This is a genomic window from Bordetella genomosp. 1, assembly GCF_002261335.1.
Taxonomy (GTDB): domain Bacteria; phylum Pseudomonadota; class Gammaproteobacteria; order Burkholderiales; family Burkholderiaceae_B; genus Bordetella.
Genome location: NZ_NEVL01000001.1, coordinates 636,780 through 651,884, shown reverse-complemented (window position 1 = coordinate 651,884; position 15,105 = coordinate 636,780). Strand labels below are relative to the sequence as shown.

The 15,105-nt window shown below is 69.3% G+C and carries 14 protein-coding genes; 3 read left to right on the top strand and 11 right to left on the bottom strand.

Annotation, left to right across the window (positions count from 1 at the left end; genetic code table 11):
* Nucleotides 1-6: 6 nt before the first annotated feature.
* The gene (hemL, locus tag CEG14_RS02970) at nt 7-1,290 is read left to right on the top strand and encodes a glutamate-1-semialdehyde 2,1-aminomutase (RefSeq protein ID WP_094825265.1); all 1,284 of its coding nucleotides are present in this window, start codon (nt 7-9) and stop codon (nt 1,288-1,290) included.
* A gap of 340 nt (nt 1,291-1,630) precedes the next feature.
* Nucleotides 1,631-3,295: a DUF342 domain-containing protein gene (locus CEG14_RS02965; protein ID WP_094824852.1), complete on the top strand. Its 1,665-nt coding sequence runs from the start codon at nt 1,631-1,633 to the stop codon at nt 3,293-3,295.
* An 18-nt stretch (nt 3,296-3,313) separates the two neighbouring features.
* On the opposite strand, the gene CEG14_RS02960 is transcribed toward CEG14_RS02965, so the two are convergent.
* Genes CEG14_RS02960 through CEG14_RS02935 form a run of 6 tightly spaced genes read right to left on the bottom strand, consistent with a single transcriptional unit; the run spans nt 3,314 to nt 9,197 of the window.
* Nucleotides 3,314-4,120 (bottom strand): SDR family oxidoreductase, encoded by an 807-nt coding sequence (locus CEG14_RS02960; RefSeq protein ID WP_094824851.1) that lies wholly within the window; start codon nt 4,118-4,120, stop codon nt 3,314-3,316.
* Nucleotides 4,117-4,776 (bottom strand): cysteine hydrolase family protein, encoded by a 660-nt coding sequence (locus CEG14_RS02955; protein WP_256985564.1) that lies wholly within the window; start codon nt 4,774-4,776, stop codon nt 4,117-4,119. Before CEG14_RS02955 ends, CEG14_RS02960 begins: the two co-directional genes overlap by 4 nt.
* Nucleotides 4,773-5,306, bottom strand: a complete 534-nt coding sequence (locus tag CEG14_RS02950) for an aromatic-ring-hydroxylating dioxygenase subunit beta (RefSeq protein WP_094824850.1) — start codon at nt 5,304-5,306, stop codon at nt 4,773-4,775. Before CEG14_RS02950 ends, CEG14_RS02955 begins: the two co-directional genes overlap by 4 nt.
* Nucleotides 5,297-6,643, bottom strand: a complete 1,347-nt coding sequence (locus CEG14_RS02945; RefSeq protein ID WP_094824849.1) for an aromatic ring-hydroxylating dioxygenase subunit alpha — start codon at nt 6,641-6,643, stop codon at nt 5,297-5,299. Before CEG14_RS02945 ends, CEG14_RS02950 begins: the two co-directional genes overlap by 10 nt.
* 52 nt (nt 6,644-6,695) lie before the next feature.
* Complete coding sequence (locus tag CEG14_RS02940; RefSeq protein ID WP_094824848.1) at nt 6,696-7,934, bottom strand: dienelactone hydrolase family protein; 1,239 nt, start codon at nt 7,932-7,934, stop codon at nt 6,696-6,698.
* Between the two features lie 51 nt (nt 7,935-7,985).
* The gene (locus CEG14_RS02935) at nt 7,986-9,197 is read right to left on the bottom strand and encodes an ABC transporter substrate-binding protein (protein ID WP_094824847.1); all 1,212 of its coding nucleotides are present in this window, start codon (nt 9,195-9,197) and stop codon (nt 7,986-7,988) included.
* Nucleotides 9,198-9,390: 193 nt separating this feature from the next.
* Between CEG14_RS02935 and CEG14_RS02930 the strand changes: the two genes are divergently transcribed.
* Nucleotides 9,391-10,377 (top strand): AraC family transcriptional regulator, encoded by a 987-nt coding sequence (locus CEG14_RS02930; protein ID WP_094824846.1) that lies wholly within the window; start codon nt 9,391-9,393, stop codon nt 10,375-10,377.
* Nucleotides 10,378-10,420: 43 nt separating this feature from the next.
* Here the strand turns inward: CEG14_RS02930 and CEG14_RS02925 are convergent, their stop codons facing one another.
* From CEG14_RS02925 to CEG14_RS02905, 5 genes are read right to left on the bottom strand one after another with little or no spacing between them, the layout of a single operon-like run.
* Nucleotides 10,421-10,828, bottom strand: a complete 408-nt coding sequence (locus CEG14_RS02925; protein WP_094824845.1) for a RidA family protein — start codon at nt 10,826-10,828, stop codon at nt 10,421-10,423.
* A 36-nt stretch (nt 10,829-10,864) separates the two neighbouring features.
* The gene (locus CEG14_RS02920) at nt 10,865-11,329 is read right to left on the bottom strand and encodes an acyl-CoA thioesterase (protein ID WP_094824844.1); all 465 of its coding nucleotides are present in this window, start codon (nt 11,327-11,329) and stop codon (nt 10,865-10,867) included.
* Nucleotides 11,329-12,981, bottom strand: a complete 1,653-nt coding sequence (locus CEG14_RS02915; protein WP_094824843.1) for an AMP-binding protein — start codon at nt 12,979-12,981, stop codon at nt 11,329-11,331. Before CEG14_RS02915 ends, CEG14_RS02920 begins: the two co-directional genes overlap by 1 nt.
* Nucleotides 12,982-13,038: 57 nt before the next feature.
* On the bottom strand, nt 13,039-14,208 hold the full coding sequence (locus tag CEG14_RS02910; RefSeq protein WP_094825263.1) for an acyl-CoA dehydrogenase family protein: 1,170 nt from the start codon (nt 14,206-14,208) through the stop codon (nt 13,039-13,041).
* A 7-nt stretch (nt 14,209-14,215) separates the two neighbouring features.
* A complete protein-coding gene (locus tag CEG14_RS02905; RefSeq protein WP_094824842.1) occupies nt 14,216-15,070 on the bottom strand; it encodes an enoyl-CoA hydratase family protein in 855 nt (284 codons plus the stop codon).
* Between the last annotated feature and the right edge of the window lie 35 nt (nt 15,071-15,105).

Below are 15,105 nucleotides of genomic sequence, written 5' to 3'. Positions count from 1 at the left end.
ATCACCATGTCCCGTAACGCCGAATTGTTCGAACGCGCCAGCCGCAGCATCCCCGGCGGCGTCAACTCGCCCGTGCGCGCCTTCCGCTCGGTGGGCGGCACGCCGCGCTTCATCGCGCGCGCCCAGGGCCCCTACATCTGGGATGCCGAAGGCACGCAATACATCGACTACGTGGGCTCCTGGGGCCCGGCGATCCTGGGCCACGCCCATCCCGAGGTGGTGCGCGCGGTGCAGGACGCGGCCGTGCACGGCCTGTCGTTCGGCGCGCCCACCGAGGCCGAGATCGAGCTGGCCGAGCTGCTGATCGCCCGCCTGCCCTCGCTCGAGCAGGTGCGCCTGGTGAGCTCGGGCACCGAGGCCACCATGACCGCGATCCGGCTGGCGCGCGGCGCCACCGGCCGCAACAAGATCGTGAAGTTCGAGGGCTGCTACCACGGCCACTCCGACAGCCTGCTGGTGAAGGCCGGCTCCGGCCTGCTGACCTTCGGCAACCCGAGCTCGGCCGGCGTGCCGCCCGAGTTCGTCGCGCACACGCTCACGCTCGACTACAACAACCTGCCCGCGGTGCAGACCGCCTTCGCCCAGCACGGCGCCGACATCGCCTGCGTGATCGTCGAGCCGGTGGCCGGCAACATGAACCTGATCAAGCCGGCGGCCGGCTTTCTCGAGGGCCTGCGCGAGCTCTGCACGCGCCACGGCGCCGTGCTGATCTTCGACGAAGTCATGACCGGCTTCCGCGTGGGTCCGCAGGGCGTGCAGGGTCTGACCGGCATCATGCCCGACCTGACCACGCTGGCCAAGGTGATCGGCGGCGGCATGCCGGTGGGCGCCTTCGGCGGCCGCGCCGACCTGATGGCGCACATCGCGCCGCTGGGCGGCGTCTACCAGGCCGGCACGCTGTCGGGCAATCCGGTGGCGGTGGCCGCCGGCCTGGCCACCATGCGCCTGATCGGCCAGCCGGGCTTCTACGAGCACCTGGCCGCCCAGACCCAGCGCCTGGCCTTCGGGCTGCAGGAGCGCGCCCGCGCCGCCGGCATTCCGTTCTCGGCCGACGCGATCGGCGGCATGTTCGGCCTGTACTTCAGCGACGAGGTCCCCGCCACGTTCGCCCAGGTCTCGGCCTGCAACACCCAGGCCTTCAAGACCTTCTTCCACGCCATGCTCGACGCCGGCGTGCACTTCGCCCCCTCGGCGTTCGAGGCCGGCTTCGTCTCGGCCACCCACGACGACACCGTCATCGACGCCACGCTGGACCGTGCCGAGCAGGTGTTTACCCGCATGAAGGGTTGATGCCCGCACGATCGTGAACGTCGGTGCCGTGCGAACGGCGGCGGCGCGATCGCCGCGCATTGGCGGCAGTTGCACGGCATAGCAATCACGTTGCCGGAGGGTCCGTAACAAGACCGCCGCATGACGTGTTTTTTCCAAAATATCAGTGACATAGCCCCCGCCGGGCGCAAAGATTCCGCTCCCCCACACGGTTGAATATCGCTTAATATATCTCCATATTTCGAGTTATTACTTTTGCGACGGACTGTCACACTCTCCGGTCCGGATGCAATAGCGCGACCGATAAAAAACGATATGTAGGCGCCCGTCCCGACGAGGATCCCGCGCCGTGGAGGGAACGATGTCAGTGGAAACCGCATTCCGCCTCGAACTGGACGAGACGACCCATGCCTTGTCGGCGGTGTTCGAACCGCTCGAGGGCGATTCCGCGCTGAGTGCGCCCACGCTGGACATGCTGGTCCAGGCCATCGAAGACCGCGGCTGGAACGCCGACGTGCTGGACCAGGTCGCCGCCATCGGCTTCATCGAGCGCTGCCGCAGCGCCACGGAACTGGTGCAGGGCAAGATCGGCGAGGTCACCAACGGCAGCTTCGAGCTGGAAATCTCTCCCGACCGCATGTCGGTGCTGCTGGTCGTGGTGCCCGCCAAGGGCGGCACGGCGATCGAGGAATCGGCCGTGCTGGCCGCGCTGATCGAGCACGGCGTGGTCTACGGCGTGCACGAGGCCTCGATCCGCCAGGCGCTCGCGCTCGGCACCCGCGCCACCGCCGTGGTGGCCCAGGGCACGCCGCCGACCGCCGGCACCCCGGTGCGCTTCGAAAGCCTGCTGGACGCGCTCAAGACGCGCCAGCAGGAAGACGACGAGAACGCGCCCATCGACTACCGCGAGCTCGGCAACCTCACGCTGGTGGCCCCCGGCACGCCGCTGATGCGCCGCATCCCGCCGGTGCAGGGCAAGCCCGGCCTGAACGTGCTGGGCGAGGCGGTGGAACCGGTGCAGATGCCGGACACCCCGTTCGCCTCCAACCTCACCGGCGTGTCGCTCGACGAAGAGGACGCCAACCTGCTGCGCGCCGCCAACGCGGGCTCGCCGATGGTGGTGCCGCAGGGCGTGCTGGTGAACTCGCTGGTCGAGGTCGACGCGGTCGACCTGAACACCGGCAACATCAATTTCGACGGCACGCTGCGCGTGCGCGGCGACATCGTGTCGGGCATGGAAGTGCGCGTCTCCGGCGACGTGGTGGTCAACGGCACCATCGAAGCGGCGCTGGTGCACGCGGGCGGCAACGTCAGCGTGAACGGCGGCATCATCGGCCTGGCCGAGATCGCCAAGGACGTCCGCCCCACGCCGGGCGCGGCGCCCAGCATCCGCACCGCGCAGATCACGGCGGGCGGTTCGGTGAAGGCGCGCTTCATCGAGAACGCGCTGGTCAATGCCGACAAGAACATCGCCGCCGAGCGGGAGGTGCGCGCCAGCCGCGTGTATGCCGGCGAAAGCGTGACGGTGGGCCCGCCCGCCTCGCAGATGGGCGTGATCGTGGGCGGCGAAGCCCACGCCACCAAGTCGGTGAGCGCAGGTACCATGGGCTCGCTGGCCGGCGTGCCGACCCAGATCTGTGTCGGCCTGCATCCGCATGCAGAGGCCCGGCGCGCGGCCCTGGAGGCGCGCCGCGCCGGCCTGACCGAGGAAAAGAACAAGCTGGAAAAGCTGATCGTCTTCCTGCACAACAACCCGGCCAAGAACGTCAACGGCATGAGCGACCGGGCCCGCGCCACGCATCACCGCGTGACCGCCGACCTGGCCCAGGTCGAAGTGGAGGAAGTGGCGCTGCAGAAAGACCTGCAGCCGCTGCTGACCGCCACCATCATCGCCTCGCGCCGCTATCACAGCGGCGTGCACCTGCAGATCGGCAACAAGGTGCAGGAGATCTTCGAGGACACGATCGGCGGCAAGGCCATGCTGGAGGAAGGCCAGCTCGTGATCAAGGCGGCCGGCACGCGCTGAGCCGGCCCTGGCGCGGGGCTAGCCGCCCTGCCCGCCCAGCCGCGCGAACCAGCTGCGCGGCGACTGGCCCTGGTCGGGGCCCAGGATCGAAAAGCCGCCGTCGACGGGCAGGTCCACGCCCGTCATCCACGACGCCGCCGGCGAACACGCGAAGCACACCACCGCGGCCACCTCCTCGCCGCCGCCCACCCGGCCCAGCGGATGGAAATGCGCGCCGACCGCGTCGGCCTGCGCGCGGTCGCCTCCGGACAGGCTCTCGACCGAGGGCGACCAGGTCCAGGCCGGCGACACGGCCAGCACGCGGATGCCGGCCGGCGCCAGCTCCACCGCGAAGTTGCGCGTGATCTGCAGCAGCGCGGCCTTGGAGGCCGGATAGATGGCGCGGCCGGCCGCGCCGAACTTGCCACCGGTGCTGCCCATGTTGATCACCACGCCGCCGCGCGGCAGCCACGGCGCCGCGAACTGCGTGAACATCGCCGCCGAGATCAGGTTCGTGTCGAGCGTGGCATGCCACTGGGCGCGGCTCGAGGCCAGCCCCTGGTCGGCATACTGGCAGGCGTTGTTGACGAGGATGTCGAGGCCGCCGAAATGCGCGCGGGTCTGCGCGATGCAGGCCTGGATCTGCGCGTCGTCGCCGATGTCGGTGGCGCTGAACAGCGCGCGGGCGCCGATGCTGGCCGCCAGGGCCTGGCCGGCGTCGCGGCTGCGGCCCACCACCACCACGTTGGCGCCGCGCTGCGCGAGGCCGCGCGCGATGTCCGCGCCCAGCCCCTGCGTGCTGCCGGTGACGATGGCGGTCTTGCCGGTGAGGTCTGTGTCGCTCATGCGGGTTCCTTGGTGTGGGGCGCGTGCGCGGGTTCGGCGGCCCATTGCAGGGCGCGCGCCACGGTGCCGATGCCGGCGATGAGTTTCATGCTGGACAGCGCGGCCGCGTGCGCGGCGGGATCCGCGGTGGCACAGGCATCCTCGGCCACCATCACTTCATAACCCATGTCGGAGGCATGCCGCACGGTGCCCTCGACCACCGAATGCGTGGCCACGCCGCCCACCACCAGCCGGCGCACGCCGTGGCCGCGCAGGATGTCCTCGAGCGGCGTGTCGTAGAAGGCGCTGATGCGGGTGTGGCGCACGGCGTGCTCGCGCGCGCGTTGCGGATCGGGCGCCAAGCCGTCGTAGAAATCGCTGCCCCATTCGCCGTCGATCACCGCGCCGCTGGCCGCCACGTTGCGGAAGATGGTGCAGTTCTGCACCAGGTCGGTGTAGTCGGGCTGGAACGCCACCCGCACGTGCACCACCACCAGATCGAGCGCCCGCGCGCCCGAAAGCAGGTCCCAGGCGGCGCGCACCAGGCGGCCGCGCAGCAGGTCGTCGCCGGCCACGCCGAGGCGGATGCGGCCGTCGGGATGCAGCACGTCGTTCTGGTAGTGCAGCGCCAGCACCGCGGTGTCGGGCGGCCGCTTTTCTGTGATGGGCGCGCTCACACGTAGACCTCGAAGGCGTCGTGGGCGTCGTCGCAATTGACCAGGTCGACGCGCTTCATGCGAATGCGCCAGCCCTCGCCTTCGGCCGCCAGCTTGTGGGTGTAGTGGCCCGCGAGCTGGCGCGGCTGGCGCTTGCGCCATTCGGTCATCTGGAACGCGGAGTGCACCACCAGGTTGCCACCGGTATCGACGCCCTCGATCATCACGTTGCCCACGATGCGGGCGCTGCGCGTGGGCGGCTGCTGCGACCAGTTGCGCGGATGCAGCAGGCGGCGGATGCGCACGTCGCGCAGCATCCGGTCTTCCCAGAACAGCGACACGTGGTCATACGGGCTCTGCTGGCCGGCGTGGTGCGGCATCCAGTACATGCCGTCCTCGGTCCAGAGCGACTGCCACGCGTCGTACTCGCGCGTGTCGAGCAGACGCGCCTCGCGATACAGGAACTGGCACACGGCGTGGTAGGTCTCGGGCGGCACGCTGGCCGGCGCGAGGTGGGCGGTGGAGACGTCGAAATCGATTTCTAGCAGCATGCTTGCTCCTTCTGCGGCAGTGCCACGGGCACCGCCACGTCTTGCGTCATGTAGTCGCGCCAGGCCTGGAACTGGTTGCGCATGGGCAGCTCGCTGGTGCCGTTCACCGACACCAGGCCCTGCTCGTCTTCGCGGTCGGTGCCGTGGTAGCGGTGCATGCTGACCCATTCGCCGCCTTCGGTGGCATTGCCCTCCTGGCAGCGGTTGTAGAGCTCGATGTCGTCGGGCATGACGTTGGACGACGGCGAATTGATCACGTTGGCATACAGCATCGCCCGGCGGAACACACTGTCGGGCGCGCCCTTGCAGCGGAAGGTCTGGATCTCGATCAGCGTGCGGTCCACCGCCACCGGCCGGATCACGCGGAACTGCTGGAACACGGTGTGGGGCGAGCCGCTGCCGTAGATCACGGTGTTGTGGCGGTTCATGCCGAGGATCTCGCGCGCACGCGCCTCGCCATAGGCGCCGGTGAGCACCTCGAAATGCGCGCGCGACACCGGATCTCGTTCGGCCGCGCCCGGATTGAAGATGCCTTCCATGTAGCCATGGCCGTTGGGGTAGGCGCGCAGCTCGAGCTTCTCCCAGAATTCGTAGGGCTCGCCATTGCCGTCCATGATGTGCAGCTCGAACGGCATCTCGCCCAGCTCCTGGGCCTCGTCGCGCGCGGCCTGGAACGACGATTCGTGCGTGACGCGCGCGTGCATGGTGTCGTGCAGGTTCTCGTAGAACACCTTCCAGTTGGAGCGTTGCATCACGCGGAACACGCCGCCCGCCACCTCGACCTCGCCGGTGGGCGAGCGCTCGCACAGATTGTCGATGGACGACTTCACGCCGCCCAGGAAGGTTTCGAGGTCGGGCCCCTCGGCGCTCTGGCTGGCGAACACGAAGCCGCGATAGCTCTGCACGCGCGCCACGCGGCGCATCGAGAACTCCGGGCTCTTCGGATCGTAGTTGGTGCCTTCCAGGCCCTGCTTGAGCGGCACGCCCAGGTGCGAGCCGTCGAGCTTGAAGGTCCAGGCGTGATAGGGGCAGCGGAAAAACTTGCCGGCGCAACCATCGCCGTCGGCCACCACCTTGGCGCCCTTGTGCGGGCAGCGGTTGTAGAGCACGTGCACCTGCTTGTCGGCGGCACGCACCATCATCACGTCCTGGTCGCCCAGGCGGGTGGTGTGATAGTCACCGGTGCCGGGCACCTGGCTCTCGTGGCCTACGTAGATCCAGGCCCGGCCGTAGATGCGGCGCATCTCGAGGGCGAAGATCTGCGGGTCGGTATAGACGGCCTTGTGCACGCTGTCGCCGCGTACCAGCGCGGCCAGCTGCGCTTGGGTGTAAGCCATGGATTCGGTCTCCGAGAGGGCCCGGCGCGGGGGCCGGGCCGGTTCTTGCGTGTCAGGCGCTGTCTTTCCAGCGCGCCATCAGCGTGTTCGACGGCAGGGTCTCGTCGAGCAGCTTGCGCGCCGTCTCGACGCCGGCCACCGGCAGGCCCTGCGGATCGAGCAGGCCGATTTGCACCAGCACGCTGGCCTGGTCCCAGTAGATGTGCTCGTGATAGAGCTTGTCGCCACGGAACTTCACGATGGCGATCAGCGGCACCTCGACCGGCTTGCCGGTGGGCGCGACGCCGGGCAGCATCCAGTCGATCTCGGTGGTGTGGGTGAAGCAGAACAGCATCTCGTCGACGATCTGCGTGGCGCCCACGGTGCGCGACAGCGGGATCAGGCGCGTGTCGGGCGGGTTGCTGTTGACGAAGTGGTGCTGGTAGAAGCGCGACAGCTCCTTGAAGCCCACGCCGCCCGTCATGGTGGGGATGTGGTTCACATAGGGCTCGGCCACCATGGTGGCCATGGTCGCGGCCACGTCGCGCGTGCCGAATTCGTATTCGCAGTGCTTGTCCCACAGATACGAGTAGTCGTAGTGCGGGCCGATCGCCGCCTTGAGCGCGGCGATGCTGCGCTGGTGCGCCATCAGGGCCGAGGGCTTGTCGTAGTGATCGCCGCCGGTGCGGGCAAAGGCGTGGTCCATGCCGGGATACACGTACAGCTCGACGCCGGGCCGGCCGCCCAGCGCCTCGAGGATCTGCGCGCGCGCCGGTGGCGGGCAGAAGCCGTCTTGTTCGGCGATGTGCAGCACCAGCTTGCCGCGCAGCGCGTCGGCCTCGGCCAGGCTGTTTTCGATGCCCACGCCGTAGTAGCCCACGGCCACGTCCACGTCGGTGCGACAGGCCGCCAGGTAGGCCAGCTTGCCGCCCAGGCAATAGCCCAGCGCGCCGACGCCGCCTTCGCATTCGGGCAAGGTCCGCAGCTTCGCCACCGTGGCGCCGATGTCGGCCACGCCGAGGTTTTCGTCGAAGCCCTGGTACAGCGCGAAGGCACGGGGCATGTCGGACGGCCCGTCCGTGAGCTGGATGCCCGGCTGCTGGCGCCAGAACAGGTCGGGCACGATCACCACATAGCCTTCCTCGGCCAGCAGCTGCGCGGTGCGGCGCATGAAATCGTTGACGCCGAAGATCTCCTGGCACAGCACCAGGCCGGGGCCCTTGCCCGCGGCCGGCACGGCCAGATAGGCGTCGAATGCGCCGCCATCCTGCGCCTCGATGCGGACGGTGCGGGTCTGAACGGTGGAAGTCATGAATTCTCCTTCGGTTCGTGCCGGGCGGCGGATGCGGCCCGGCCTCGTGATTCACATCTTGCAGGCGCTGGCGAACGGGTCGTGGTACTTGCTGAGCACGGTCGACACCCGCTTGTTGGCCAGGCTGCCGTCGGGCTGCTTGACGACTTCGCGCAGGTAGTAATCCTGGATCGGATACTGGTTGGTGTTGAAGGCGAAACTGCCGCGCACCGAGGCGAAGTCGGCGCGCTTGAGCGCGGCCCGCAGCGCCGGCTTGGCCAGGTCGCCCCCGGTCTGGCGCACGGCGCTGTCGAGCAGCATGGCGGTGTCGTAGCCCTGCGCCGCGTAGAGCGACGGCGCGCGGCCGTACTTCGCCTTGAAGTCGGCCACGAAGCGCTGGTTGGCGGCGTTGTCGAGGTCGGCCGACCATTGCGCGGTGTTGAACAGGCCCTCGATGGGCGCGCCCACGGCGGCGATGGTGTCCTGGTCGCCCGAGAAGCCCGGGGCCAGCAGCGCGATGCGGCCGCTCAGGCCCGCGCCGTTGAACTGCTTGATGAAGTTCACGCCCATGCCGCCGGGCAGGAAGAAGAACACCGCGTCGGGCTGGCTGGCGCGCAGCTGCGAGATCTCGACGCCGTAGTCGAGCTGGCCCATCTGGGTGTAGACCTCTTCGGCCACGCCGCCCTGGTACAGCCGCTTGAAGCCCTTGAGCGATTCGCGGCCGCCGGGGTAGTCGGGCGCGATCAGCGCGACGCGCTTGTAGCCCTTGTCGGCCGCGTACTTGCCCATGGCCGCGGGGATGTCTTCGTTCTGCCAGGCCACGGCGAAGAAGTTGGGATGGCAGCCGGCGCCGGCGTAGTTCTCGGGGCCGGTGTTGGCGCTCAGGTAGATCGTGTCGGATTGCAGGATGCCCGGCATCACGGGCAGCAGCACGTTGGAGAACACCATGCCGGTCATCACGTCGACCTTGTCGCGCTTGAGCAGGCGGTCGACGGCCTGGCGGCCGGCGTCGGCCTTCTGCTGGTCGTCGGCCACGATGACCTGGGCCGTGACGCCGCCGAGCTTGCCGCCGGTGTGCTGCAGGGCCAGGTTGAAGCCGTCGCGGATTTCATTGCCGAGCGCGGCGCCCGGGCCGGACAGGGTGGTGACCAGGCCGACCTTGATTTCCTGGGCCGGCGCGGCCTGGGCCGGCAGGCCGGCCACGGTACAGCAGGCGGCCAGCACGGCTGCCCCGGCGCGCAGGCGCGCGCCTATGACACCAACGGAGGTATTGCCGAGGTTCATGCGTGTTCCCCTTGAGTTCGCAATGGCGGCCCGGCTCTCGCGGCGCAGGCTCGACGCCCACGATACGCCCGGCCGGAGCGGCGCTCTATCCGTTTTACGCCACTCTTATCCGAGATTCACCTAATTCCGCAGCCCGCGCCCCTGGCCTATGCTCGTTGCACTTCGCCGCGTCCCGGCTCCCGGGGAGAACAGCATGCATGGATGGTCGCGCAGTGAACTCGCCCCGCTGGTGGCCCGGCGGGTGTTCCGCTCGCGCGAGCGCGACGAAACCCGCAGCCGCGTCTCCGAGGCGCTCAAGGATCATCACCTCAGCTGGCAGGCCGGCCCGGTCGACGCGCGGCTCTCGCGCGCCCGCATCGGCGCCCTCACGATCTGTACGCTGCGCTACGGCCCGGAGGTCCGCATCGACCCGGGCCGGCTGCGCGATTTCATGCTGGTGCAGGTGCCGCTCACCGGGCGCGCCCGCGTGCAATGCGGCACCGACGTCGTCGAGACCTGTACGCGGCGGGCGGCCGTCATCGCCCCCGACCGGCCGCTGTCACTGCACTGGGAAAGCGGCTGCGAGCAGCTGCTGGTGAAGATTCCGCGCGGCCTGCTCGAGACCGTGGGCCTGCAGGCGTTCGGCGAGGCGGCCCGGCAACCGCTCGATTTCGTGCCGGGGCTCGATCTGGTCAGCCCGGCGGGCGCGGCCTGGCGCGCCCTGATGGCGGGCCTGCTGCACACGCTGCCGCTGCTCGCGCGCGACGACGGCGCCGCGCCCGATGCCTGGACGCTGCGCATGCAGGAAATGCTGGTGCTGCATCTGCTCTGGCACCAGCCCAACAGCTGGCGCGACGCCGCGAGCCCCACCCCGCGCGGGCTGGCCCAGGCCGAGTCATATATGCGCGCGCAACTGGCCGCGCCGATCAGCGCGCTCGACATCGCGCGCCACGCGGGCGTGAGCGCCAGCCAGCTGGGCCGGCTGTTCCACGACCACCGCGGCACCACGCCGATGCTGGCGCTGCGCGCGCTGCGGCTAGACCGCGCGCGCGACCACCTGCTGCAGGGCGGCATGCCGGTCACCGACGTCGCGCTGGCGGTCGGCTTCGGCCACCTGGGCCGCTTCTCGGAGTATTACCGCGAGCGCCACGGCGAGCTGCCCAGCGCCACGCTGCGGCGCCAGGCCTGCGCCGTGCGCTGACACGGCCCGGCCATCACGGCCGGGCCGCCGTGGCCGGCGCCGGTCAGGCGGCCGGCACCACCGCCGTCACCTCGATCTCGACCTTGGCGCGATCTTCGACCAGGTCGGCCACCTCGACCGCCGTCATGGCGGGGAAGTGGCGGCCGATCAGCTCGCGATAGTGCTTGCCGATCTCGGGATAGGCGGCCACGTATTCCTGCTTGTTCTTCACGTACCAGGTCATGCGCACGATGTGTTCGGGGCGTGCGCCGCCTTCGGCCAGGATCGCCACGATGTTGGCCAGCGTCTGGCGCACCTGCAGCGCGAAGTCGTCGGTCTCGAACTGCTGCTGGCCGTTCCAGCCGATCTGGCCACCCACGAACACCAGGCGGGAACCCACCTGCATCTCGGTCATCGTGCCATTGGCATAACCACGCGGCGCGAGCCAGTCGGGCGGTTGCAGAATCTTCATAGCCTCATCCTCTTATGGTCTATTGGGGAATGCGTATCAGGGCGTGCCGGCAGCGGCCGGCGGCGCGGAAATCAGGAAGGCCTGCATGCGCGCACGCAGGTCGTCGGGCAGGGGCATCGCACGCATGGTGCGCAGGTCGACCGTCACGATGGTGAGCCGAGCCGACAGCCGCAGCTGTCCGTCCGGCCCCTCGAAACGCACGTCGGCCTGGAACGACGCCCCGCCGATGCGGCGCACCTCCAGCACCTGGCGCAGCCGTTCGTGCCAACGGCTGGGCGCCGAAAAATCGCAGTGCACCGACGCCAGCGGCGTGCCGATGTGGCGCTCCACGTGCAGCGTGTGGAATGGCAGATCCATGCCCTTGTCGAACCAGTTTTCGACGAAGTCATTGATCATCTCGAAATAGCGCGGATAGAACACGATGCCGGCCGGATCGCAATGCCGGAACCGGACCTCGACCTCGGCCTCGAACGGCGCGCCCTGGGCGACGGCGGTGCTCATCACTGGCCTCCCGACGCCTGCTTGCGCAGCGCGAAGCGTTGCAGCTTGCCGGTCTCGGTACGCGGCAGCGCGGTCACGAATTCGACCACGCGCGGATACTTGTAGGGCGCGATGGTGTCCTTCACGTAGGTCTGCAACGCCGTCGCCAGCGCGGGCGTGGCCTCGAAACCGGGCTTGAGCACCACATAGGCCGCCACCAGCTGGCCGCGCTCGTCGTCGGGCATGCCGACCACGCCGCACTCGGCCACGGCCTCGTGCCGCAGCAGGGCATCCTCGACCTCGGGTCCGGCGATGTTGTAGCCGGCCGAGATGATCATGTCGTCGTTGCGGGCCTGGTAGTACAGGTAGCCGTCGGCGTCCTGCATGAAGGTGTCGCCGGGGAGGTTCCAGCCGGCCTGCACGAACTTGCGCTGGCGCTCGTCGGCCAGGTAGCGGCAGCCGGTCGGGCCCTTGATCGCCAGGCGGCCGATGGTGCCGTGCGGGACCGGCTGCATGTTCTCGTCGACCACCACGGCCACGTAGCCGGGCACGACCTTGCCGATGGCGCCGCGGCGCACGGCCTCGGGCGGGCTGGACACGAACACGTGGATCATCTCGGTGCCGCCGATGCCGTCGATCATCTCGATGCCGGTGGCGTCTTTCCAGAGCTGGCGGGTCGCATCGGGCAGCGCCTCGCCCGCCGACACGCTCTTTGCGAGCGAGCCGATGTCGAACTTCGGCACCAGCGCCGCCATCTGGCGATAGAAGGTGGGCGCGGTGAAGACGATGGTGGCGCGGAAATCCTGGATCAGCTGCAGCAGCGATTCGGGCGAGAGCTTCTCGGCCAGCACGGTGCTGGCGCCCACGCGCAGCGGGAAGCACAGCAGGCCGCCCAGGCCGAAGGTGAAGGCCAGCGGCGGCGTGCCGCAGAACACGTCGTCGGCGCCGGGCTTGATGACGTGCCGCGGGAACAGGTCGCACATGGCGAGCACGTCACGGTGGAAGTGCATGCAGCCCTTGGGCGCGCCGGTGGTGCCGCTGGTGAACGCGATCAGGCAGACGTCGTCGGCGGCGGTATCGCACACCTCGAACGCCTCGGGCTTGGACGCGGCCAGCGTGTCGAGCGCATCGCTGCCGGTGTCGTTGAACATCTTGATCTGCTTCAGATCGGGGCAGTAGTAGTCGCCGCCCTGACGCATGCAGGCGAGCGCCTCGTCGGCCAGGCGCACGTCGCACAGCATGGCCTGCACGCGCGCCTTGTCGATCACCTGCTTGAGCTCCTTGGCGCGCAACAGCGGCATGGTCGGCACCGTGACCAGGCCGACCTTGATCGCGCCCAGCCAGCTGGCCGCCATCATGGGATTGTTGGGGCCGCGCAGCAGCACGCGGTTGCCGGGGGCCAGGCCCATGTCTTCGACCAGCACGCGGGCGACCTGGTTGGTCAGCGCCTGCAGCGCGGCGTAGGTCATGGTGCGCTGGGCATCGCCCTCGCGCCAGCGCAGCGCGATGCGCTCGCCGCGGCCTTCGGCGACGTGCCGGTCGACCAGCTCCACGGCGCAATTGAAACGGGCCGGATAGGCCACGTCCGGACCGTCCAGCAACAACTCGGGCCAGAGGTCTTGCGGCGGCAGGTTGTCGCGGGCAAAGGTGTCGGTGTGCGCGGATACTTCCATGGATTTCCCCTGTTGCTGTAGGTGTGGTGACTTGCCCGTGGTACGCACGCCCTGGAATCAGGACTTCAACAGCTCCCGGGCAATGATCAACTTCTGCACTTCCGTGGCGCCTTCGTAAATACGCAGCGCTCTGATTTCCCGATAAAGTTTTTCCACCGCCATGCCGCTAACCACGCCGGCGCCGCCGAACATCTGCAGCGCGCGGTCGATCACTTGCTGCGCCGACTCGGTGGCGGTCATCTTGGCCATCGCGGCCTCGCGGGTGGTGCGTTCGCCGCGCACGTCGCGCAGCCAGGCCGCGCGATAGGTGAGCAGCGCCGACGAATCGATCGCGGTCGCCATGTCGCCCAGCGCGGCCTGCGTCAGCTGCAGGTCGGCCAGGGTCTGGCCGAACATCTTGCGGCTCCGGGCGCGTGCCAGGCCCTCGTCGAGCGCGCGGCGCGCGAAGCCGAGCGCGGCAGCCGCCACCGAGGCGCGGAAGATGTCCAGCGTCATCATGGCCAGCTTGAAGCCCTGCCCGGGCTCGCCCAGGCGCTGCGACACGGGGATGCGGCATTGGTCGAACGTGAGGGTGCCCAGCGGATGCGGCGCGATCAGGTCGATGCGCTCGCTCACGCTGAAGCCCGGGGTGTCGGCATCGACCACGAAGGCCGAGATGCCGCGCGCGCCGGGCGCCTCGCCGGTGCGCGCGAACACGCAATAGAAGTCGGCGATGCCGGCGTTCGAGATCCAGGTCTTGGCGCCGTCGAGCACGTAGTGATCGCCGTCGAGACGGGCCGCGCAGCTCATGGCGGCCACGTCGGAGCCGGCGTCCGGCTCGGACAGCGCGAAGGCCGCGATGGCCTCGCCGCTCGCCACGCGCGGCAGATAGCGCGCCTTGACGGCCTCGGTGCCCATCAGCGAGATCGCGCCGCTGCCCAGGCCCTGCATCGCCAGCGCGAAGTCGGCCAGGCCCTCGTGGCGCGCCAGCGTCTCGCGCAGGATGCACACCGCGCGCGAATCGACCTGGGGCAGCCTGCCGCCCCAGGCGCCATCGGCGCCGGCCGGCACGCAATAGCGCAGCCAGCCTGCCTTGCCCAGCGCCGCCACCAGCTTGCGGCAGGACGCGTCGGCGTCGTGGTGGTCCACGTGTCCGAGGTTGGACTCGCACCAGGCGTCGAGCTCGTGTGCCAGGGTGCGGTGATGGTCTTCGAAGAACGGCCAGTCGAGCCAGCTGCTGTCGCGCATCATGAGCTCAGTCTCCTTCGAACACGGGTTTCTGTTTGGCCACGAAGGCGTCGTAGGCGCGACGGAAGTCGCGCGTCTGCATGCAGATGGCCTGCGCCTCGGCCTCGGCCTCGATGGCCTCGTCCACGCCCATGTTCCATTCCTGGTGCAGCAGCTTCTTGGTGACGCCGTGCGCGAAGGTCGGGCCGGCGGCGATCTGCGCGGCCAGCTCGGCGGCCGCGCCGCCCAGCGCCTCGGGCTCGTGCAGGCTGTTGAAGAAGCCCCAGGCCAGGCCTTCGTCGGCGCGCATGGCGCGGCCGGTGTAGAGCAGCTCGCTCGCGCGGCCCTGGCCGATCATGCGCGGCAGCAGCGTGCACGCGCCCATGTCGGCGCCGGCCAGCCCGACGCGGGTGAACAGGAAGGCGGTGCGCGCGGCGGCGGTACCCAGGCGCAGGTCGGAGGCCAGCGCCACCATGGCGCCGGCGCCGGCGCACACCCCGTCGACCGCGGCCACGATGGGCTGCGGGCAGGCGCGCATCGCCTTGACCAGGTCACCGGTCATGCGGGTGAAGTCGAGCAGCTCGGGCATGCTCATCTGCGTGAGCGGGCCGATGATTTCGTGCACGTCGCCGCCGGAGCAGAAGTTGCCGCCGGCGCCCGTGATGACGACCACCTTGATGTCGGTGGCGTAGACCAGGCCGCGGAACAGGTCGCGCAGCTCGGCATAGGAATCGAACGTGAGCGGGTTCTTGCGTTCGGGGCGGTTCAGCGTGATGGTGGCGACCTTGCCGTCGGCGCTCACGTCCCAGAGGAAGGTGCGTGCCTCGTAGCCGGCATAGGGCCGTTTGTGATGCTTCATCGTGTGCTGTTCGCTTGCGCTCATCTGTCTTCTCCTTTGTCTGTGTGTGCGGGGCAAAG

Bases quoted from the DNA above. Each gene is read 5' to 3' on its own strand.
- CEG14_RS02910 (WP_094825263.1), bottom strand. From the start codon at position 14,208: ATGCGCGACAGCAGCTGGCTCGACTGGCCGTTCTTCGAAGACCATCAC.
- CEG14_RS02915 (WP_094824843.1), bottom strand. From the start codon at position 12,981: ATGGAAGTATCCGCGCACACCGACACCTTTGCCCGCGACAACCTGCCG.
- CEG14_RS02950 (WP_094824850.1), bottom strand. From the start codon at position 5,306: ATGCTGCTAGAAATCGATTTCGACGTCTCCACCGCCCACCTCGCGCCG.
- CEG14_RS02930 (WP_094824846.1), top strand. From the start codon at position 9,391: ATGCATGGATGGTCGCGCAGTGAACTCGCCCCGCTGGTGGCCCGGCGG.
- CEG14_RS02940 (WP_094824848.1), bottom strand. From the start codon at position 7,934: ATGACTTCCACCGTTCAGACCCGCACCGTCCGCATCGAGGCGCAGGAT.
- CEG14_RS02960 (WP_094824851.1), bottom strand. From the start codon at position 4,120: ATGAGCGACACAGACCTCACCGGCAAGACCGCCATCGTCACCGGCAGC.
- hemL (WP_094825265.1), top strand. From the start codon at position 7: ATGTCCCGTAACGCCGAATTGTTCGAACGCGCCAGCCGCAGCATCCCC.
- CEG14_RS02935 (WP_094824847.1), bottom strand. From the start codon at position 9,197: ATGAACCTCGGCAATACCTCCGTTGGTGTCATAGGCGCGCGCCTGCGC.
- CEG14_RS02905 (WP_094824842.1), bottom strand. From the start codon at position 15,070: ATGAGCGCAAGCGAACAGCACACGATGAAGCATCACAAACGGCCCTAT.
- CEG14_RS02945 (WP_094824849.1), bottom strand. From the start codon at position 6,643: ATGGCTTACACCCAAGCGCAGCTGGCCGCGCTGGTACGCGGCGACAGC.
- CEG14_RS02925 (WP_094824845.1), bottom strand. From the start codon at position 10,828: ATGAAGATTCTGCAACCGCCCGACTGGCTCGCGCCGCGTGGTTATGCC.
- CEG14_RS02965 (WP_094824852.1), top strand. From the start codon at position 1,631: ATGTCAGTGGAAACCGCATTCCGCCTCGAACTGGACGAGACGACCCAT.
- CEG14_RS02920 (WP_094824844.1), bottom strand. From the start codon at position 11,329: ATGAGCACCGCCGTCGCCCAGGGCGCGCCGTTCGAGGCCGAGGTCGAG.